We start from the raw sequence: 20350 nt of genomic DNA, 5'->3' as shown, positions 1-20350 counted from the left end.
GGCAAACCGACATGACCACCGCACCGACTGCCGCCGATACCGACGCCTTCGACCCCATCGAGATGGAGGTCTTCAGCAACCGCCTGCTGTCCATCACGGAAGAGATGGGCAACACGCTGATCCGCTCGTCCTTTTCCAGCAACATCAAAGAGCGCAAAGACTGCTCCGTGGCGCTGTTCGACGCCGCCGGCCGACTGGTGGCCCAGGCCGCCCACGTGCCGGTGCACCTGGGCTCTTTGTCGGGCGGCATCGACGCCGTGCTGCGCCGCTACGGCGTCGCCGGCATCCGCCCCGGCGACGCTTTCCTGTGCAATGACGCCTATCTGGCCGGAGGCACCCACGCGCCGGACATCACCGTCGTATCGCCCATCTTCTGCGACGGCGTGCTGCGTTTCTTTGCCGCCAACATCGGCCATCACACGGACGTGGGCGGGGCCGTGCCCGGCTCGACCTCGCATCACCTGAAGACCGTGTGGGAGGAAGGCATCCGCCTGCCGGCCATGCGTATCGTGCGGCAAGGCGAACTGGACCTGGATCTGCTGGAAATGATCGCGCACAACACGCGCGAGCCGGACAACCGCATGCACGACATCCGGGCGCAGATCGCCACCAATGACAAGGGCGCCCGGCTGATGCTGGAACTGGTACGGCAGTCCGGACTGGAGACGGTGTTGTCCGCCATCGATGGCATCCTGCGCTACACCGAGCGACGGCTGCGCAACCGCATCGCCCAGTTGCCCGAAGGCAGCGCGTCCTTCACCGAACGCATGGACGACGACGGCATGGGCGGCGACCCGGTGGTGATCCAGGCCAACGTACAGGCGCGCGACGGCCAGTTGCACGTGGACTTTACCGGCACCGGCAAGCAGGCGCGCGGCGCCTTCAACCTGCCGGCCAGCGCGCTTAACGCCAGCGTGTACTTTGCCGTCAAGGCCATGCTCGACCCCGAGCTGATGCCCAACAACGGCCTGTTCCAGCCCATCACCATCAGCGCGCCCGAGGGCACGATCACCAATCCGGTGTTTCCCGCCGCGGTGGGCGCGCGCGTGACCACCGCGCAGCGCGTGGCCGGCACCGTGATCGGCGCCCTTGGCCAGTTGCTGCCGCCGGGCCGCGGCATGGCCTCGTCCAACGACGTCATGCCATCGATGCTGTTTTCGGGCCCCATGCGCGACGGCAAGGGCACCTTCGTCTATCTTGAAACGCTGGGCGGCGGCGCGGGCGGGCGCGCCCGTGGCGACGGCATGGACGGCATCCAGGTCAACGTCACCAATACATCCAATCTGCCCGCCGAGGCCCTGGAGATCGAGTACCCCCTGCTGGTCGACGAATACGCACTGGTCAACGACACGGGCGGCGCGGGCAAGTACCGCGGCGGCATGGGCATCGCGCGCCAGATCCGCTCGCTGCACGACCAACTGGCCTGCACCATCCGTTGCGACGCGGCGCTGTTCGGCGCCGCCGGGCTGGATGGCGGCCTGACCGGCGGCACATCGCGCCTGATCCAGAACCCGGGCCGCGCCGACGAAAAACGCCTGCCAAACAAGATCTCGGGCCACGGCCTGCCGGCGGGGGTCTCGGTGCGTCTGGAAACGCCCGGCGGCGGCGGTTATGGCGTGCCAGCCGAGCGAAGCCTGGCGGATATTCGCCGCGATATCGTGGGTGGCAAGGTAAGCCGCACGGCCGCCGAGCGCGACTACGGGCCCGAGCGCGTGGCCCGCGCCCTTCAACAGGAAAACGCATGACCGGCGCCGCACAGCCCGCGCCACGCAGCGGCGGCGAAGCCTTGATTGCGCAGTTGCAGGCCTTTGGCGTGCGCCGGGTCTTCATGGTGCCCGGCGAGAGCTTCCTGCCCTGCATCGACGCCCTGTACGCGCGGCGCGACACGATGGAATCCATTGTCTGCCGCCAGGAGGGCGGTGCGGCCTATATGGCCGAGGCGCACGGCAAGCTGACGGGCCAGCCCGGCATCTGCTTCGTCTCGCGCGGGCCCGGCGCCACCAACGCAGCCATCGGCGTGCACACCGCCCGTGAAGACTCCACGCCCATGATCCTGTTCATCGGCCAGGTCGGCGGCGATACCGCCGACCGCCAGTGCTTCCAGGAAGTGGACTATCGCGCCATGTATGCGCCGCTGGCGAAATGGGTGGCGCAGATCGAGCGCGCCGACCGGATCCCGGAATACGTGGCGCGCGCCTGGACCGTTGCCACCAGTGGGCGCCCTGGCCCCGTGGTGCTGGCGCTGCCCGAGGACATGCTGGCCTGCCTGACCAGCGCGCCGCTGGCCGCGCACCCCGCGACGCCGCAGGCCTGCCCCACGCCGACCGACATGCAGCGGCTGCGGCAGATGATCGAAACCGCCGCCAAGCCGTTGCTGCTGCTGGGCGGCTCGCGCTGGTCGGACGCCGCACGCACGGCGATACGCGACTTCGCCCTGCGCTTTGACCTGCCGGTCACCACCGCCTGGAGACGGCTGGAACTCTTCGACAATGACCATCCGAACTTTGTCGGACAGGTCAGCGCCAGCATGCCCGCACACCAGAAACGGGTGGTCATGGACAGCGACCTTGTCATCGCGCTGGGTACGCGCTTGTGCGAACCGACCACCCTGAACTACGAATGGATCGCCTCGCCCACGCCGCGCCAGACCCTGGTGCACATCCACCCCGACGCCAACGAGATCGGGCGGCTTAGCACGCCGGCGCTGGGCATTGCCTCCAGCATCGACGGCTTTGCCCAGGCCGCTGCGGAACTCGCGCCCACGCCCGGCTGGCAGGCGCGTCGTAGCGGCTTGCATGCCGCGGCGCCGGCGCCGGCGCTGCCGCCCACCCCCGGCCCGCTCGACCTGAACGCGGCCGCCCGCCATGTGGCGGCCTCGCTGCCCGCCCGCGCCTGCGTCACCGTGGGCGCGGGCAACTACGCGCTTTATGCCCATCGACACATCGCCTTCAAGGGGCTGGGCAGCCAGTTGGCGCCAGCCGTGGGCGCCATGGGCTACGGCCTGCCAGCGGCCATTGCCGCCAAGCTGCAAGACCGCGACGCCGCGGTCATCTGCTTTGCCGGCGACGGCTGCTTCCAGATGACCATGCAGGAAGTGGCCACTGCCGTGCAGCATCAGCTGGGCATCGTCATCCTGGTGTTCAACAACGGGCTCTACGGCACCATCCGGTTGCACCAGGAACGGGCCTACCCTGGCCGCGCATTGGCCACGACCCTGGTCAATCCCGACTTCGCCCTGCTGGCGCAAAGCTATGGCGCCTTCGGCCGCCGGGTCGCGTCCACCGAGGATTTTGCACCGGCCTACGACGCCGCGCTGGCCTACACCCGCGAGCGCCGGCTGCCCGCCATCCTGGATCTTGTGTACGACGCCGACATCATCCTGCCCGACCGCACCCTGTCGCAGATGCAGGCCGAGAAGGCCGGCGCCACGGAGCCGCGCGCATGACTGCCCTGCTGCGCCGCGTCGCCCCGCTGGCGGGGCCCGCCCTGCGCCTGACCTGGAACGGCCAGCCGATTGCCGCACAGCCCGGCGACACCGTGCTGACCGCGCTGCTGCTGGCCGGCGACCGGCTGCGCACCACCTTGGGCGCGGGCGCGCCGCGCGCGGGCTTCTGCCTGATGGGCGCCTGCCAGGACTGCTGGGTACAGCTCGCCGGCGGCCAGCGCGTGCGCGCCTGTTCCACCTTGGCCGAGGATGGTATGGCCCTGGTCGACACCCTGCCCGGAGAATGCCCATGAACGTGCTCTCTTCGGCCAGCGCCCAGCCGCAGATGGTGGTGGTGGGCGCCGGGCCGGCCGGCGTGCGCGCCGCGCAAACGCTTCTGCGTCATGGCGTGCGGCCCGTCATCATCGACGAGGCGCCCTTGCCGGGCGGTCAGATCTATCGCCAGAGCCTGGTGCCGCGCGGCAGCGCGCGCCAACGCTATGGCTTTGAACACAAGCGCGCCGCCGCCCTCCACGCGGCGGGTGCCCAACTGCGCGGGCAGGCCGATTACCGCGCCCTGACGGCCGTCTGGAACGCCACGCCCGGGCATCTGGATCTGGTGCGTGACGGCGACCTTGATGGGCTGCGCTACTCGCACCTTCTGATCGCCACCGGCGCCACCGACCGCGTCCTGCCCTTTCCCGGCTGGACCCTGCCCGGCGTCTTCTCGCTGGGCGGCGCCCAGATCGCGCTTAAAGGTCAGCATTGCCTGCTAGGGCCGCGCATTGTGTTCGCGGGCACCGGCCCGCTGCTGTACCTCGTTGCCTATCAGTACGCGCGCGCCGGCGGCCAGGTGCAGGCCGTGCTGGACAGCGCGCCCCTGGCCGCGCAGGCAAGCGCGTTGCCCGCGCTGCTGAACCAGCCCGGCACGCTGGCCAAGGGCCTGTACTACCTGGGATGGTTGCGCGCTCACGGCGTACCCGTGCATCACTCGGCCAACCTGCTCGCCACGCACGGCACATCCCGCGTCGAAGGCGTGCGCGCGCGCATCGGCGGCGCCGAGCGCGACTTCGCGTGCGACGCGCTGGCGGTCGGCCACGGCCTGCGCGCCGAAACCCAGCTGGCGGACCTGCTTGACTGCGCCTTCGACTTCGACGCGGCCCAGCGCGCCTGGCTGCCTCGGCGCGACGCCGACGGCCGCAGCACGGTCGCCGGCGTCTACCTGGCCGGCGACGGCGCGGGCATCGGCGGCGCCATGCTGGCCGAGCTTTCGGGCGAGCGTGGCGCGCTTGCCATGTTGGCCGACAGCGGCATCCGCGTCGATGCCGCCAGACTGCGCTGGCTTGCGCGCAGGCAGGCCGCGTTGGCACGCTTCCGGCAAGGGCTGGACCGCGCCTTCCCGTTACCGGGCACGGACGCCGGCTGCGATGACAGCGTCATGGTCTGCCGCTGCGAGGAAGTGCGCGCCGGCGAACTGCGCGCCGCCGCAGGGCAATACGCCGTTGATGACCTCAACCGCCTCAAGGCTCTGACCCGCATCGGCATGGGCTTGTGCCAGGGCCGCATGTGCCAGAGTGGCGCCGCCGAACTGCTGGCGGACTGCCGGCGGATTCCACTGTCGGCCGTTGGCCGGATGCGAGGACAGGCGCCCGTCAAACCGCTGCCATTCGCCGTCCTGGGCAAGGATCCGTCATGACCCTGTTGCACACCGACGTCGCCGTCATCGGCGCCGGCCTGGTCGGGGCCAGCGCGGCACTTGCCTTGCGGCGCGCCGGCATCGCCACCGTCCTGATCGAACGCGGCCTGTGCGGCGCGCGCGCCAGTGGCGTCAACTTCGGCGGCGTGCGCCGCCAGGGCCGCAACATCGAACAGCTCTACCTTGCCCAGCGCGCGCACGGCATCTGGGCAAGGCTTCCCGAATTGATCGGCACCGACGCGGAATATGTGCGCACCGGACACCTCAAGCTTGCCCGCTCGCAGGCGGACCTGGACAAGCTCGTCGCCTATCGCGATAAGGTCCGCGACTTCGACCTGGGCCTCGATATCCTGGATCGCGCGGCGCTGCGCCGGCGTTTTCCGGCCCTTGCGCCCGACATCGTCGGCGGCTCGCTCTGCCCAGAGGACGGCCAGGCCAACCCCCGCCTGATCGCGCCGGCTTTCGCCCACGCCGCCGCGCGTGCTGGCGCCCTGCTGCTCGAGGACTGCGCCATCGCCCACGCCGACACCCAGGCCGGCGACTTCCTGCTGACTGCCGCGGATGGCCGCCAGATCCGGGCGGGCACGGTGATCAATGCCGCCGGCGCATGGGGCGCCGTCGTCGCCGGCTGGTTCGGCGACGTCTTACCGTTGCAGGTCAAATATCCCACCATGCTCGTCACCGAACCCCTAACGCGACAGATCGGCGTTTCGCTGGGCGTCGAGGGCGGGGGCTTTTACGCAAGGCAAGTGGCGCGCGGCAATTTCGTCATGGGCGGCGGCTACGGGCACGCCCTGCCGGGCGACCGCAGCCGCCCTGGCCCTGCAGCCCTGGCCGAGCTTGGCCGCACCGCCCCCGCTATCCTGCCGGTCCTTGCCCGCGCCAGCATCATCCGCTGCTGGTCCGGCATCGAAGGCTACTTTCCCGACAAGAATCCCGTCATCGGTTTCAGCGCCAGGGTGCCGCGCCTTCTACACGCCTTCGGCTTCTCTGGGGGAGGCTTCCAGATCGCGCCGGCAGTGGGCGAGACCCTTGCCGACATGGCATTGGACCGAGGCCGCCTTTTGATGGCGGATCGCTTTTCCCCCACGAGATGGACCCGCTAGAAGAAGTGTAGTGAGTCGATCCCGCGCAAGGCGGCGCTAAAACCGGTTGACGAACCACTGCCAGCGGCCAAGAGGCGCCATTGAATGACAAAGCTTGAGCCGCTGCTAGAGGTTGGGAGGTTGCCGCGGCCCTCTGGGCCAAGGTGCGCGCCGCAAAGTGCTTGGCTTGGGCGCCGTCGCCATGCCATCACGGCTCCGGAATATTTTCCCGAAAGATGACCTGAAGCCGCGGCAGATAGCTGGGTTCGGGCGCGCCCTTCACGGCCGCCACCAGCAGCTTGACGATCTCGCGCGCCTCGACGCGCGGGTTCTGGTCGATCACGGCGTCCATGGTGCGATCGAGCAACAGGCGGCGCGTGGCTTCGGTGAGGTCGTGGCCCACGAAGACAATGCGATGGGCGGACGCGGCCTTGCTTGACCGAGCCTCGTTTGCCCAGGCCTCAGCCGGCCGCGCCTCTTTCAGCGCCCGCGCGATGCCTTGATTGCCGGCGCCGATGTTGTAAATCGCGTGCGGCGGCTCTTTGCGCAGCAGATCCTGCGTGACGGCAAAGGCGCGGTCGCGGTCGTCGCCGATTTCCAGAATGTGTGCGATGCGCAGGTGCGGAAACTCTTCGCTCAGCAGCGAGCGAAAGCCCATCTCGCGCTCTTCGTGGCCCCGATACGCCAGCGACCCTACGAACACCGCGACCTTTCGTTCCGTGTGCTGTGGCAGAAACCGGCCCAGCAACAGCGCGGCCAGGCGGCCCGCGGCGCGGTTGTCGATACCCACGTAACCCAGGCGCGCCGAGATCGGGATGTCCGACACCAGGGTGCTCACATGCACGCCGCTGTCGCGCAGCGCCATGATGGCGTCGCGCACTTGTGGATGGTCCAGCCCGACCAGGCCAACGGCCTGCGTCTGGTCGCGCAGCTCGTAGAGCTTTTGCGCGAGCTTATTGGCGTCGAATCCCTCGATCAGATGCAGGCGTGCCCGCACATCGGGGCGGGTGGCGGCTTCTTCAAGCAGGTGCTGGCCCAATGCGGTCATGAAGCTGTTGGTGCCGGCGGGTAAAACGAAATCGACCCGCACGTCCCGGCTTGCGGCATCGGCGCCATGGACGAAGTAGCCAAGGCGATTGGCGATTGCCAGCACGCGGTCGCGTGTCTTGCCGCGCACGCCGTCGCGGTCGTTCAGCACCCGGTCCACGGTGGCGGTCGACATGCCGGCTTCACGGGCAATGAGGGAAATGGTGGGGCGCATGCGGGACAAGGCTCTCAAGACACCATCAGGACGATGGTAGCGAGACCATCATAACCCATCATTTGCAATCATTCAGGATCAAAAAAGTAACGTTTCCGCCCTGGAAACGCCATCCGTCTTTACCCCTGATTGTTTTGATGTGATTATCGCGGCTCAATAACATCAAACACCGCACGGCAGGATGCCAGGCAGTCGACAGTGCATACCCAGCCGGCAGGAGGAGCACATGTCGCACCCTACCCTGGTGCCCGACCCGCCCGTTCGGGAACGGCGCTTTCGCATCGGCTGCATCGGCGCCGGCATGATCATGGCCGAATGCCATCTGGCGGCTTACCAGCAGGCCGGCTTCACGGTGGCGGCGATCGCGTCGCGTACCCGCAGCAAAGCGGCCGCCATCGCCGAACGCTACGGCATCCCGCAGGTGCATGAGGATCCCCTGGCCCTGATCGCCGATCCGCAGATCGAAATCGTGGACATCGCGTATCCGCCCGACCAGCAGCCCGAGCTGATACGCGCCGCATTGCGCGCCCCGCACGTGCGTGGCGTGCTGGCGCAGAAGCCGCTTGCCCTCTCGCTGGACGAAGCCCGCGCCTTGCGCGACGAGGCGCGGGCCGCCGGCAAGATCCTGTCGGTAAACCAGAACATGCGCTACGACCAATCGATGCGCACGCTCAAACAGCTGCTGGACCAGGGCGTGCTGGGCACACCGGTGTTCGCGCAGATCGACATGCACGCGATCCCGCACTGGCAGGACTTTTTGCGCGGCTATGACCGGCTGACGCTCTCGAACATGAGCGTGCATCACCTTGATGCCCTGCGTTATCTGTTTGGCGAGCCCACCGAGATCACCAGCATCACCCGCCCCGATCCACGCACCGAGTTCGCGCATCAGGATGGACTGGTCAGCACCACGCTGCGCTTTGGCAACGGCCTGCTTGCGCTGTCGCTCGAAGATGTGTGGTCGGGCCCGCGGGCCGAGGGATACCCCGACGACCAGCACATCCGCTGGCGCGTGGAAGGCACCGATGGCGTCGCGCGCGGCACCATCGGCTGGCCCACCGGCGAGCCGTCGACCCTGAGCTATGCCTCGCGCGCGGCCCAGGGCCATACCGACGGGCGCTGGGTCACTCCCACGTGGGACACGATGTGGTTTCCGCATGCCTTCATCGGCGTAATGGAGCAGTTGCAGTACGCGCTGGCCAGCGGTACCGAGCCTGCGTTGAGCGTGACCGACAACGTACGCACGATGGCGCTGGTCGAGGCCGCGTATACGTCCATCGCCGAAGGCCGCACAGTACGGCTGCCGGCTGTTGAATAACCAGACAGAAAAACAGACGGAGACAACCATCATGATCCAGACCGGAATCTTCTCGGGCTACTTTCCCTATGAGCTGGAGCGCACCGCCAAGGTGATCCGCTCACACGGCTTCAACACCGTGCAGCTGGACCTGCATTTCAAGGACATGGAGCTCGGCCCGGGGCAGCTGACCGCGCAGAAATGCACACAGATCCGCGACACCTTCCGCCACTACAACCTGCCGGTGTCCTGCATCTCGGCCTATACCAATATCGTTCATCCCGACCCCGCCGAGCGCCAACGCCGCAACGGCTATCTCAAAGAGATCCTCACGCACGCGCGCCAATTGGGTTCGCCTTACGTCATCTCGGAAACCGGCACGTTCGCCACCGACAGCGACTGGGTGCATCACCCCAGGAACAAGACCGAGGAAGGCTGGGACCAGTGCCGCGCGGTGATCGCCGAGCTGTCGCAACATGCCTATGACCATGGCGCGGTGTTCCTGCTTGAGACCTACGTGAACAACGTGGTGGGATCGGTCGAGGAAACGCTGCGCATGTTCGCCGAGGTGGATCACCCTGGCCTGGGCCTCTTGATGGACCCGACGAACTACTTCGAAGCGCACAACATCGACCAGATGGACCGCACGCTGAATCAGGTGTTCGACGCGCTTTCCGACAAGATCTGCATCGCGCATGCCAAGGACGTGAAGCGTTCGGGCGATGACAAGTCGGAAAAGCACAGCGACATTGGTGACGATGGCGCGGCCGAGAGCCATACCTTCCGTGGCGTGGGCGAGATCGAGCTGCCGGCACCGGGCCTGGGCGCGCTGAACTACGACCTTTACCTGCAGCGCCTGGCGAAGAAGCACCCCAACATTCCCATCATCATCGAACACCTGACCGAAGACGACGTGCCGCGCGCCAAGACATTCCTGGACGAGCGGCTGCGCGCGAACGGCCTGTAGGCCGCCTGGCGCAACAGAGGCGCACCGCGAGGCACATTGCACAAGGCCTGCGGCGCGCCTGCGAACACGATTCTGAACACCGACACCGGCAAACGCGCATCCGCGCCTTTGCCAGGGAGAATTCATGCCTGACATTTACGGAACCTGGATGACGCGCCGCGACGTGGAAGCGCGCACCGGGCAGCTTGCGCAGTTTGCCGGCGTACGCCTGATGACGCTGGACGACGGGCTGGAGCGCGGTATCCGCATGCTGGAGTTCCGCAGCGGCACGGGCCTGCGTTTCACGGTGCTGGTGGATCGCGCGATGGACATCGCCGATTGCGAATACCGCGGTTTTGCCATGGGATGGCAGTCGCCGTCGGGCTTTCGCCATCCCGGCCTGCATGACTACGAAGGTGAAGGCGGACTGGGCTGGATGCGCTCGTTCTCGGGCCTCATGATCACCTGCGGACTGGACCACATTCTGTTCATGTACGACGCACCGGCCGACAACTACGTGTACGGCCCGCGCAAGACCGCCAAGCAGTCCATCCATGGCCGCGTGGGCACCATTCCGGCGCGCCTGACCGGCTACGGCGAACGCTGGGACGGCGATCGCTGCGTGCTGTGGGCAGAGGGAATCGTAAGCCAGGGCACCGTGTTCGGCGAACACCTGGAGCTGCACCGCCGCATCGAGATCGAGGTGGGCACCAACGACATCAAACTGTCGGATCGCGTGGTGAATCGCGGCTTCTACCGCACGCCGCACATGCTTTGCTATCACATCAACCTGGGCTATCCGGTGCTGGACGCCGACTCGCGCTATCTGGCGCCGATCCGCGATGTGGTGTGGGCCGCGCACGAGCAAGACTACCGCAAGCAGGGCGTGGGCTACCGCCGCATGCCGGCCCCGCAGTTGGGCTTTCATGAGCAGGTGTGGCAGCACGAGATGGCCGCCGCCGCCGACGGCAGCGTCCCGGTGGCCCTGGTAAACGATAAGCTGGGGCTGGGCATGCAAGTCAGCACCTTCAAGCATCAATTCCCTTGCCAGTATCAATGGCAGAACCTGCAATCGGGCCAGTATGCGATGGGCATCGAGCCGTCGACCAACCATGTGCTGGGCCAGGGCGCGGCGCGTGAGCGCAACGAGCTCATCTGGCTGGAACATGGGGAAGAGCGCCGCTACGACACCACGTTCAGCGTGCTGGGCTCGCCCGCCGATATCGCGGCATGCGAAGCACGCATCCGCGCAATCGCGGTGCAGCCCGACGCCGATTATCCGCCGTTGTCGGGGCGCTTCGCGCCCATCGCGGGGCGCACATGAACGCGCGCTTCTCATTGCAAGGCCGCCGCGTTTTGTACACGGGCGCGGCGGGCGGCTTCGGTGTGGACACCACGCTTGCGCTGCTGGAAGCGGGCGCAAGCGTGATCGCGCTGGACAACCACGCCGGGCATATCGATCGCTTGCGCAGCACCGTGCCCGCGCGGTTTTCCGACCAGCTTCACATCTTGCAGGTCGATCTGGCCGACGCCAGCGCGCTGCAATCGCACCTTGAGCAGCTAACCGCCCAGGGCCCGATCGATGTGGTCATCAACAACGCGGCGATCTACCCCTCGCGCCCGTTCGAGGAATACAGCGACGCAGAGCTGGCGCGCGTGCACCGCGTGAACGTCGAGGCGGCGATTCAGATCGTCCGCGCGGCGCTGCCCGGCATGCGCGAACAGCAATGGGGCCGGGTGATCAACATCTCGTCGATCACGCTGTCCGGCGGCTGGGAAAACCTGCTGCCCTACGTGCAATCCAAGGGCGCGATGGTGGGCGCCACGCGCGCATTCGCCCGCGAGTTCGGCAAGTGGGGCATCACGGTCAACGCCATTTCGCCGGGCGCGTTTCCCACCGACGCCGAGAAGATCCATCCCGATCCCGAGGGCTACAACCGCATGGTGCTCGAACGCCAGTCGGTGAAGCGCCGCGGGCACGCAGGCGACATCGCCGCGGCCATCGTTTTCCTTGCCTCGGACGAGGCGGGTTTCATTTCCGGACAGACGCTGGCAGTTGACGGCGGCTGGGTCATGCATTGAGGCGCATCGGCGCACGCAAAGGGTAGAAGCATGAGTATTCTTTCTGGCTACAAGGTTCTGGACTGCTCCATCGCCATGGCGGGGCCTTTCGCGGCGCAGCGCCTGGGCGACCTGGGCGCCGACGTGATCAAGATCGAACCGCCCACCGGCGAATGGCAGCGGCACGCGCCAGCCGGCGGCATCACCGGCAACAAGATCAACGTGTCCTTTCTCTCGCTGAACCGCAACAAGCGTTCGCTGGCGATCGATCTGAAGAGCGCCGGCGGCAAGGAGATCATCCAGAAGCTCGCGGCGCAGGCCGACGTGTTTATCCAGAACTACCGTCCAGGTGTCGCCGGCCGTCTGGGTGTTGACTACGAGACCCTGTCGGCGCTGAACCCGCGCCTGATCTATGTATCGATGTCGGGCTTCGGCGAAGACGGCCCCTATGCCACACGCCCGGGTCAGGACCTGCTGTTGCAGGCGATGTCGGGCGCCATGCTGTCGTCGGGCCGTGCGGGCGAAGCGCCACGCGCGGCAGGCCAGTATGTGGTCGACGCCGTCACCGCGTACTGCGCCTTCGAAGGCGTGCTGGCCGCCCTGCTGCACCGCGAGCGTACCGGCGAAGGCCAGAAGGTCGAGGTCAACATGCTGGATGCGATCACCACGATCCAGATGCAGGAGCTCTCGGTCTACACCGTGGGGCACAAGCCGCAGGTGCGCAGTGCCGAGCCGCATGCCCACGTGTACATCCGCGCGCCCTATGGCACCTTCGCGACAAGCGACGGCTATCTGGCGCTTGCCATGCCCGACATGAACGTGCTGGCGCGCGTGACTGAAGAGCCGCGCCTGGCGGAGTACACCGACGAGCGCGACGGTTGGGAGAAGCGCGACGAGATCTATGCGCTGGTGCGCGACACGCTTGCCAAGGCCTCGACGGCCGATTGGTTCGCCAAGCTCGATGCCGCCGGCATCTGGTGCAGCCCCGTCTATGGATACGCCGATCTGGTCGAAGATCCACAGATCGCCCACAACGGCACCTTCGTCGAATACGAGCATCCGACCGAAGGCCGGATCAAGACACCGGGTTTTCCGATCCGCTTTTCCAAGACACCAAGCCAGGTGGTGCGCGGCGCACCGCTCACCGGCCAACACACCGACGAAGTGCTGCGTGATTTTGGCTTCAGCGCCGACGAAATCGCCGCGCATGCGGCCTCGGGCGCAGTGCTGCGTGGCGTCTCGGAATGAGCGAGCCCGCCCTGCCCTACCGCGGCCTTACCTGGGACCACCCGCGCGGCTTTAACGCCTTGCACGCCGCCACCGCGCACACGCCGCTTGTGCACTGGGACAAGCAGTCGCTCGAAGGCTTCGAATCGGCGCCCATCGCCGAACTCTGCGCCCGCTATGACCTGGTGGTGCTGGATCACCCCCATCTGGGGGAGGCCCTGGCGCACGATTGCCTACAGCCGCTCGATACCGTGTTCGCGCCCGACGAACTGGCGCGGATCGCGCAGGATAGCATCGGGCTGTCGTACGACAGCTATCGCATGGCCGACCGCCAATGGGCGCTGCCGCTGGACGCCGCCACGCAGGTCATGGCCACGCGCGCCGATCGGCTCGACGGCCCCGTGCCGCGCACCTGGCGCGAGGTGCTGACGCTGTCGCAACGCAGCGGCGCGGTCGCGCTCAGTTGGGGCGGTCCGCACCCGTTCCTGTCGCTGCTGTCAATCGCGGCGGCCATCGCGCCCGATACCGACCTGCGCCCACATGGCGCCTGGCACGACGAGGCGACGCTTGCCGACGCGTGCGACGTGCTTGGCGAATTGGCGCGGCTCACGCCCGCGCACGCCCTGGCCTACAACCCGATCGCGCTGCTTGGCCACATGAGCGCGCGCGACGACATCGCGCTGTGCCCGCTGGTCTATGGCTATGTGAACTACGCCACCTCTGCGGTGGCGAAACCGCTTACGTTCCGCGACGCGCCCGAGGCTGAAGCGGGCCGGCCCGGCTCGATCCTCGGTGGCACCGGCATTGCGATATCACGGCGCTGCATCGTGGGGCCGGAGCTGCGCGCGCATCTACTGTGGTTGCTCGCGGCCGATACCCAAAGCCGCTTCATCCCGCAGCACGAAGGGCAGCCAAGCCATCGCGGCAGCTGGGCCGATGCGACCGTGAATGCGGCCAGCGGCAACTTCTATGCCAACACGGCCCGCACGCTTGAAGCTGCCTCGATCCGGCCCCGGCACGATGGCTACATCGCCTTCCAGGCCGAGGCCTCGCAATTCCTGCGTGACGGCGTCGCCGCCCGCGCATCTTCCCACTCCATGGCGCGCGGCCTGACCCAGCGTTTCCAGGCCAGCCTGACCGGCGCCCCCAAGCACACCGCAACATAAGGATTTCGACGTGAGCGCACTCGTCAATCTCAGTATCGATGGCCATGTCGCCATCATCGAACTCAATCGTCCCGAGAAGCTGAACGCGATGACGCCCGAGATGGCCGACCTGCTGATCGCGGCGGTGCAGCAATGCAACACCGACTCGCAGGTGCGCGCGGTGATCCTGACCGGCGCCGGCTCCAAGGCCTTCTGCGCTGGCTCGGACATTACCGAGCTTGACCGCTACGCCACCCCCTGGGATTTTCGCAATCGGCTTGACTACTGCGACTGCGTGCGCATGTTGAAGAAGCCCACGGTGGCGGCGATCAACGGCTATACCTTCGGCGGCGGCCTGGAAATGGCGTTGGCCTGCGATATCCGCATCGCCTCCGACAACGCGCGCCTGGGCGCGCCCGAGATCAAGCTGGGCTGGATTGGCGGCGGCGGCATGACGGCGCAGCTCGTCCATGCGGTCGGCCCGAGCAACGCCGCACTGATGGTGCTGACCGGCGACCCCATCCGCGCCGAGCAGGCACTGGCCTGGGGCCTGGTAAGCGAGGTGGTGCCGCAGGAGCAGTTGCGCGAACGCGCGCAAGCGCTTGCCGCCACCATCGCCTCGCGCGCGCCGATCGCGGCCGAAACGGCACGCGTCAATCTGCGCGCCGCGCTGTCGATGCCGCTGGAAAAGGCCGTGGAATACGAACGCGATCTGCAGGCGATCTGCTTTGCCACCGCCGACGCCAAGGAAGGCCGGAAGGCGTTCGAAGAAAAGCGCGCGCCGAAGTTCGAGCGGCGCTGACGGGCGGGGCAGGCTTATTCGACGCGCGGTCGGTGCATTGTCAGGCAGACTGCGTTATAGCGAACGCCAGGTTCCGGCCACGGATGCGAACCTTGAACGTAACGGCGCAAATGACCGCTTCAGACTGCCGCTGTCGCACAGCTATGAGAATACATATTAGAATCAATAACTATTCTATCTTAACCAAGCGTTTTCTCATGCCCCACCGTCCCAAGGCCAGGAAAGACTGGCTCGCCCATTACGTGGAGATGATAGGCAAATGGCGCGGGCGGGGGCACGAGAATGGCCAAGACGCCATGCACGACACGGTGCTCGGCATGCTGGAAGGCGACGTCACCGCCATCTATGACCCGCGCGCGTATATGTCCCGCGGCACCTCCAACCGCCTGGTCAGCTGGCATCGGCACGTCAACACGCTGGACATCACTTCACTGGACGACGTGCCTAGCGGCGACCATCCCGCGACGCCCCCGGCCGATAATGGCATCCGATTCCAGCAACTGGCCGACGAACTGGTCCGCGCGCTTGAAGACCTGCCGCCCAAGTGCCGGCACGTCTACCTCCGGTGCCGGCTGGAAGGCTGGACGCACACCGAGATCGCGCAGGAAATGGGTCTCTCGCGCAGCATGGTGGAAAAATACATGACTCGCTCCGTGCGTCACATCAACGATCGGCTGCATCACCATGCCCCTCTCTAATTCCGGCCCTGCCGACAAGCGCCCGCATAGCCGCGACGCCGATGAGCTCGATCCTCCGCGCGACGCGGCCCATTGGTTCGCCCGCCTGCATTCCGGCGAAGCCACGGAATCGGACCAACAGGCATTTGCAGCCTGGTGCCGCGCCAATCCCGCCCACGAGCACGAGTATCGCAGGCTGGCCTCCCAATGGGAGGCCGTGCTGTCCGTACCCCAGGCGCGCCTGCGCGACCTGATGCATGAGTCGCTGGCGGCGTCCAGGCCGCCGCCGATGTCGCGGCGGCGCTTCGGGCTCGGAATGGCGGCAGCCTGTTCGCTGCCGGTCATGGCGGCCATCCTGGCCGCGCCATACGTCTTCGACGGCAACGAAAACCTGGTCACTTATTCCACCCGTAAGGGCGAACGGCGGCAGGTCGCCCTGCCGGACGGATCCACGCTGCACCTGAACGGCGACACCCGCCTGGCCACCCACTTCGGCGCCGGCGAACGCCGAGTGGAGCTGGCGCACGGCGAGGCCTTCTTCGAAGTCCGGCACGATGCGTCACGGCCCTTCGTGGTGGTGGGCGGCTTGGGACAGGTCACCGTGACGGGCACCCGCTTCAACGTGCGACGCGACAGCGAGGCCTTGCAGGTTAGCGTCGAATCGGGCTCCGTGCGGCTGGAATCCGGCCCCTGGTGGCATCAGAGCGCACGCCACCTGGCCGCGGGCCAACAAGCCATTGCCTACGCGGACAGCACATTGAGCGAGATCGCGCAGGTCAACATCGAGAACCTGACCGCCTGGCAGCGCGGCAAGATCATCTTCAACAATGTGTCTTTGGCCACGGTCATCAGCGAGATGAACCGCTACCTGATGCGGCCCGCGAGCCTGGACGCGCCCGAACTCGGCCAGCACCGCGTTTCCGGCATTTTCAGTGTGGACGACCCGCAGGCCATGATCGACGCCCTGCCCGCCATCGCGCCCGTGTCGCTGGATCGCCTGCAGGACGGCCGGATACGCGTCGTCGCGCGCTAAGCGGCTTGTGCCCTCGTCCCGCCGATGCGGGTTACGCGGACCGTAACAATTCTGTTACACAATAATAGTGATTCCCATTCCGGGAATCACCCTGCTCGTGCGTCTAGAAAGGAAGGGGCGGCCTCGCCCCGGGCATTCCCGCCCACCTCCTTTCGAAACCTGTGCGCCTCGCATGCGCCGCCCACTGAGCGACCGATCTTGACTACCGCATCTGCCCGACCTGCTTCGCGCGTTCCGCCGCGCGCCGTTCTCAGCGCGCTTGCCTTCTCGGTGTCGCTCACCTTCGGCATGGCGCCCGCCGCCCACGCCCAGGAGGCGCCAGTCAGCGTCAACATCCCGGCGCAGCCGCTGGGCGACGCGCTGTTGCAGCTGGGCTCGCAGACGTCTTTGCAGATCTTCTACTCCCAGGACGTGCTTGCCGGCCAAAACGCGCGTGCGATCTCCGGCAGCCTGTCGCCCGAAGAAGCCCTGCGCCAACTGCTGCAGGGCACCGGCATCCAGTACTCGCGCAATGGCAACAACGTGACCTTGTCGCGCGCCGAGCCCACGGGCGGCACGGTGCAACTGGAAGCCGTGACGGTCACCGCCGGCATTCTGGGCGAACTTGCCCCGCCCTACGCGGGCGGGCAGCTTGCCACGGGCGGCAGCCTGGGTCTGCTGGGTTCTGAAGACGTGATGGACTCGCCGTTCAGCACGGTCAACTACACCTCTGAATTGCTGTACGACCAACAGGCCCGCACGTTGGCGGACGTGGTCGTCAACGACGCCTCGGTCCGCACGCTGACGTCGGCCGGTGGCTTTGGTGAAGACTTCCAGATCCGCGGCTTTGCCGTGGGCAGCGGCGACGTCAGCGTCAACGGCCTGTATGGCCTGGTGTCGTCCAGCCGCGTGCCGGTGCAGATCCTGGAGCGGGTGGAAGTGCTGAAGGGCCCCGGCGCCTTCATGCGCGGCATTCCGCCCAACGGCAGCATCGGCGGCGCCATCAACGTGGTGACCAAGCGCGCCGACGACGAACCGCTGGCGCGCGCCACGCTGGGCTATGCCAGCAAGGCCAACTTCACCGGCCAGCTTGACCTGGGCCGCCGCTTTGGCGAAGACAATGCCTGGGGCCTGCGCTTCAATGGCGTCAAGCGCGGCGGTGAAGCCACGTTGAAGGACGGTAAGCAAGGCCTGGACATGGGCGCCTTGGGTATCGACTATCGCGGCGCGCGCCTGCGCTGGTCGGCCGACGCCATCCACCAGGAAGACGTGATCGAGAACTTCCGCTCGCAGATCGGCTGGCAGGCCAACGTGACGGAACTGCCCTCGCCGCCGGATGGCGACATCAACTTCTACCCTGGCACCCGTCTGTCGCAACGCGACAGCACCATCATGTCGCGCCTGGAATATGACTTCACCGACAACCTCACCGGCCACATCGCGGCGGGGTATCGCGACGGCAAGGTGCGGCAGATCTTCCCGGTTACCGTCAGCCCGTCCGGCGTGCGCCAGTCGGTGGACCAGGACGGCAACTTCAACGTCATGACGACGTACTACGACTCGTATTCGAAGACGAGCAGCGGCGACGCCGGCTTGACGGCCCGCTTCAGCACCGGCGGCATCAAGCACCGCCTGGCACTGGGCGCCACCTACCTGAAGCAAGAAGCGGGCAACGCCTATTCGACGGGGTCGGCCATTGTGGCTTCCAATATCTATGATCCGGTCGACATCCCCGACGGCCCCGCCGTGCGCCTCACCCCGCAAAAGGCGTCGGACACCACGCTGACCAGCTTCGCCATTGTCGACACGCTGTCTTTCATCGACGATCGCATTCTGCTGACGGCGGGCGTCCGCCACCAACGGGTTGAAGTCGATAGCTTCAACACCACCACGGGCGCGCGCACCAGCGGCTACCGTTCCAGCGCCAACTCGCCCGTCGGCGGCATCGTCGTCAAGCCGCTGCAAAATGTGTCGGTCTACGCCAACCTGGCCCAAGGCCTGACGCGCGGCACGATCGTGGGCGACACCTACGAAAACCGGGGCGCCGTGCTGGCGCCGTACAAGTCCAAGCAATACGAAGCCGGCGTCAAGGTGGATTGGGACGGCAACATCACCACCACGCTTGCGCTGTTCCAGATTGCGCGCCCGGCCGGCCAGGCCGACGACAACAACGTCTACGGCTACTTTGGTGAACAGCGCAACCGCGGCCTGGAACTGACGGGCTACGGCGAACTCGTTCCCGGCCTGCGCCTGATGGCAAGCGCGGCCTTCATCAACAGCGAACTCACCAAGACCCCGGGCGGCGTAAGCCAGGGCAACCGGCCCGCCGGCGTGCCGGCCAGCACCTATAACCTGGGCCTGGATTGGGACACGCCGTGGGTGCAGGGGCTGAGCCTGAACGGCCGCGCCATCCGCACGTCGTCCGTCTACCTCAACAACACCAATACGCTGCGCCTGCCGGGCTACACCCGCTTCGACCTCGGCGCCCGTTACGTCACCACGATCGCCGGCAAGGAGGTGGTCTTCCGCGCCAACGTCGAGAACGTCGCCGACAAGAAGTACTGGCTGGCTTCCGGATCGTTCGTGACGAACGCGGCGGGAAGGACGTATATGCTCTCGGCCTCGATCAACTATTGATCCGGTAGCCTCCAGTACGCAGGTGGCGGCATTCGAACGGAAACGCCACCCGCGGCCTATCCGGCCGGATGGGCGTCCACGCGCCGCGCATTCTTTTCCCGGGAGGACCGCTGCAGGTGTTCCTTGAACGCCTGCAGCGAACGGGATAGCTGCGCGCCTTTGCGCGTCACGATGCCGTAGGGCTCCGCGGTCGACTCCACGTTGAACGGCAGCAGACGCAGGGCCGCATGCCCGGCAAAATAATCGATGGTTTCGGAAGAGAACAGCGCAACAAGCTGCTGGCTCTTCGCAAGCAGCAACGCCGTCGCGAACGTCGAGGACGTCTCGATCGTGCCTTCGGTCAGCTGCACGCCCTTGGCGTCGAGTTCGCGTTCGAGCAAGGTGCGCAGCGGCATATGGCCGGGAAATAGAACCCACGGATAGCGCGCCGCCCGCTCCAACGTGATATCACGTTCCCGCAGCAGGGGATGGCGTATGCCCACGGCCACGCCCACCGTCTCGTCCCACAACCATTCAAAGTCGAACAGCTCAGGCTGGACGGCGACCGACGTGCGGCACACCGCCAGATCAATGCTGCCACTCTGCAAGCGTTCGAGCAGGTTGGCGCTAGTGTCCTCGAACAGATCGATATTGACCTCGGGCATGGCTTGCCGGAAATCCAGCAGGGCATCGGCGAGCACGGCCGCCAGGCCTCCCGCGATGGTGCCGACGGCGATCCGGCGGCCCTGGCCCCGGCTGATCGCGTCCAGCTCGTCACGCATGTGGCTAAGGCTGGCGTGCATGAGCCGGGCATGGCGAATGGCGCTGCGCCCCAGCTCATTGGGGGCCAGTCCCTGGGTGGAGCGCACGAACAGGCTGGTGCCGAAAATGTCTTCGATCTCGCGCAGCGACTTGCTGACCCCGGGCTGGGTCATGTGCAGCATCTCCGCCGCCCGATGCACGGACCCCAGGTCGTCAATGGCGATCAATAGGCGAAGTTGCCGGAACTTGAGCCGCGAGCTGAACGCGTGCAGGGTGGATATCGAGGGTAAATCCGGAGATGACATTGCGTCGATGACCTCGTCTTAACTCTCATGAGAA

The 20350-nt window shown here is 66.7% G+C and carries 17 protein-coding genes; 15 read left to right on the top strand and 2 right to left on the bottom strand.

The features are described from left to right. Nucleotides 1-11 precede the first annotated feature (11 nt). From CQ050_RS06695 to CQ050_RS06675, 5 genes are read left to right on the top strand one after another with little or no spacing between them, the layout of a single operon-like run. Nucleotides 12-1745, top strand: a complete 1734-nt coding sequence (locus tag CQ050_RS06695) for a hydantoinase B/oxoprolinase family protein (RefSeq protein ID WP_105556033.1) — start codon at nucleotides 12-14, stop codon at nucleotides 1743-1745. Then, on the top strand, nucleotides 1742-3445 hold the full coding sequence (locus tag CQ050_RS06690) for a thiamine pyrophosphate-dependent enzyme (protein ID WP_105556032.1): 1704 nt from the start codon (nucleotides 1742-1744) through the stop codon (nucleotides 3443-3445). The genes CQ050_RS06695 and CQ050_RS06690 overlap by 4 nt, the downstream gene beginning before the upstream one ends. Continuing rightward, nucleotides 3442-3738: a (2Fe-2S)-binding protein gene (locus CQ050_RS06685; RefSeq protein ID WP_105556031.1), complete on the top strand. Its 297-nt coding sequence runs from the start codon at nucleotides 3442-3444 to the stop codon at nucleotides 3736-3738. Before CQ050_RS06690 ends, CQ050_RS06685 begins: the two co-directional genes overlap by 4 nt. Next, nucleotides 3735-5120: an NAD(P)/FAD-dependent oxidoreductase gene (locus CQ050_RS06680; protein WP_105556030.1), complete on the top strand. Its 1386-nt coding sequence runs from the start codon at nucleotides 3735-3737 to the stop codon at nucleotides 5118-5120. Before CQ050_RS06685 ends, CQ050_RS06680 begins: the two co-directional genes overlap by 4 nt. Then, nucleotides 5117-6226, top strand: a complete 1110-nt coding sequence (locus CQ050_RS06675; protein WP_105556029.1) for an FAD-binding oxidoreductase — start codon at nucleotides 5117-5119, stop codon at nucleotides 6224-6226. The genes CQ050_RS06680 and CQ050_RS06675 overlap by 4 nt, the downstream gene beginning before the upstream one ends. 187 nt (nucleotides 6227-6413) lie before the next feature. Here CQ050_RS06675 and CQ050_RS06670 read toward each other — a convergent pair whose 3' ends face one another. Further along, nucleotides 6414-7466, bottom strand: a complete 1053-nt coding sequence (locus CQ050_RS06670) for a LacI family DNA-binding transcriptional regulator (RefSeq protein WP_105556028.1) — start codon at nucleotides 7464-7466, stop codon at nucleotides 6414-6416. 226 nt (nucleotides 7467-7692) lie between these two features. Between CQ050_RS06670 and CQ050_RS06665 the strand changes: the two genes are divergently transcribed. From CQ050_RS06665 to CQ050_RS06620, 10 genes are all read left to right on the top strand, one after another. Continuing rightward, nucleotides 7693-8784: a Gfo/Idh/MocA family protein gene (locus tag CQ050_RS06665; protein WP_105556027.1), complete on the top strand. Its 1092-nt coding sequence runs from the start codon at nucleotides 7693-7695 to the stop codon at nucleotides 8782-8784. A gap of 31 nt (nucleotides 8785-8815) precedes the next feature. Then, nucleotides 8816-9730 carry a sugar phosphate isomerase/epimerase gene (locus tag CQ050_RS06660; protein ID WP_105556026.1) on the top strand — a complete coding sequence of 305 codons (915 nt, stop codon included), beginning with the start codon at nucleotides 8816-8818 and terminating at the stop codon, nucleotides 9728-9730. A 124-nt stretch (nucleotides 9731-9854) separates the two neighbouring features. After that, nucleotides 9855-11033 carry an aldose 1-epimerase family protein gene (locus CQ050_RS06655; RefSeq protein WP_105556025.1) on the top strand — a complete coding sequence of 393 codons (1179 nt, stop codon included), beginning with the start codon at nucleotides 9855-9857 and terminating at the stop codon, nucleotides 11031-11033. After that, a complete protein-coding gene (locus CQ050_RS06650) occupies nucleotides 11030-11791 on the top strand; it encodes an SDR family NAD(P)-dependent oxidoreductase (RefSeq protein WP_105556024.1) in 762 nt (253 codons plus the stop codon). The genes CQ050_RS06655 and CQ050_RS06650 overlap by 4 nt, the downstream gene beginning before the upstream one ends. Before the next feature lie 30 nt (nucleotides 11792-11821). Further along, on the top strand, nucleotides 11822-13018 hold the full coding sequence (locus CQ050_RS06645; protein ID WP_105556023.1) for a CaiB/BaiF CoA-transferase family protein: 1197 nt from the start codon (nucleotides 11822-11824) through the stop codon (nucleotides 13016-13018). Continuing rightward, nucleotides 13015-14163, top strand: coding sequence for a hypothetical protein (locus tag CQ050_RS06640; protein ID WP_105556022.1), 1149 nt, complete (start codon nucleotides 13015-13017; stop codon nucleotides 14161-14163). Before CQ050_RS06645 ends, CQ050_RS06640 begins: the two co-directional genes overlap by 4 nt. 10 nt (nucleotides 14164-14173) lie before the next feature. After that, the gene (locus CQ050_RS06635; RefSeq protein WP_105556021.1) at nucleotides 14174-14944 is read left to right on the top strand and encodes an enoyl-CoA hydratase/isomerase family protein; all 771 of its coding nucleotides are present in this window, start codon (nucleotides 14174-14176) and stop codon (nucleotides 14942-14944) included. Nucleotides 14945-15141: 197 nt separating this feature from the next. After that, nucleotides 15142-15642, top strand: coding sequence for an RNA polymerase sigma factor (locus tag CQ050_RS06630; RefSeq protein ID WP_158266036.1), 501 nt, complete (start codon nucleotides 15142-15144; stop codon nucleotides 15640-15642). Next, the gene (locus CQ050_RS06625) at nucleotides 15629-16654 is read left to right on the top strand and encodes a FecR family protein (RefSeq protein ID WP_105556019.1); all 1026 of its coding nucleotides are present in this window, start codon (nucleotides 15629-15631) and stop codon (nucleotides 16652-16654) included. Before CQ050_RS06630 ends, CQ050_RS06625 begins: the two co-directional genes overlap by 14 nt. 198 nt (nucleotides 16655-16852) lie before the next feature. Next, nucleotides 16853-19270 carry a TonB-dependent receptor gene (locus CQ050_RS06620; protein WP_233213836.1) on the top strand — a complete coding sequence of 806 codons (2418 nt, stop codon included), beginning with the start codon at nucleotides 16853-16855 and terminating at the stop codon, nucleotides 19268-19270. Between the two features lie 56 nt (nucleotides 19271-19326). Here the strand turns inward: CQ050_RS06620 and CQ050_RS06615 are convergent, their stop codons facing one another. After that, nucleotides 19327-20316, bottom strand: a complete 990-nt coding sequence (locus CQ050_RS06615; protein WP_105556018.1) for a LysR substrate-binding domain-containing protein — start codon at nucleotides 20314-20316, stop codon at nucleotides 19327-19329. Between the last annotated feature and the right edge of the window lie 34 nt (nucleotides 20317-20350).

The sequence above is a fragment of the Achromobacter sp. MYb9 genome, assembly GCF_002975275.1.
Lineage (GTDB): Bacteria > Pseudomonadota > Gammaproteobacteria > Burkholderiales > Burkholderiaceae_B > Achromobacter.
The sequence above is the reverse complement of the archived record's forward strand: the minus strand, read 5'-3'. Positions and strand labels throughout refer to the sequence as shown.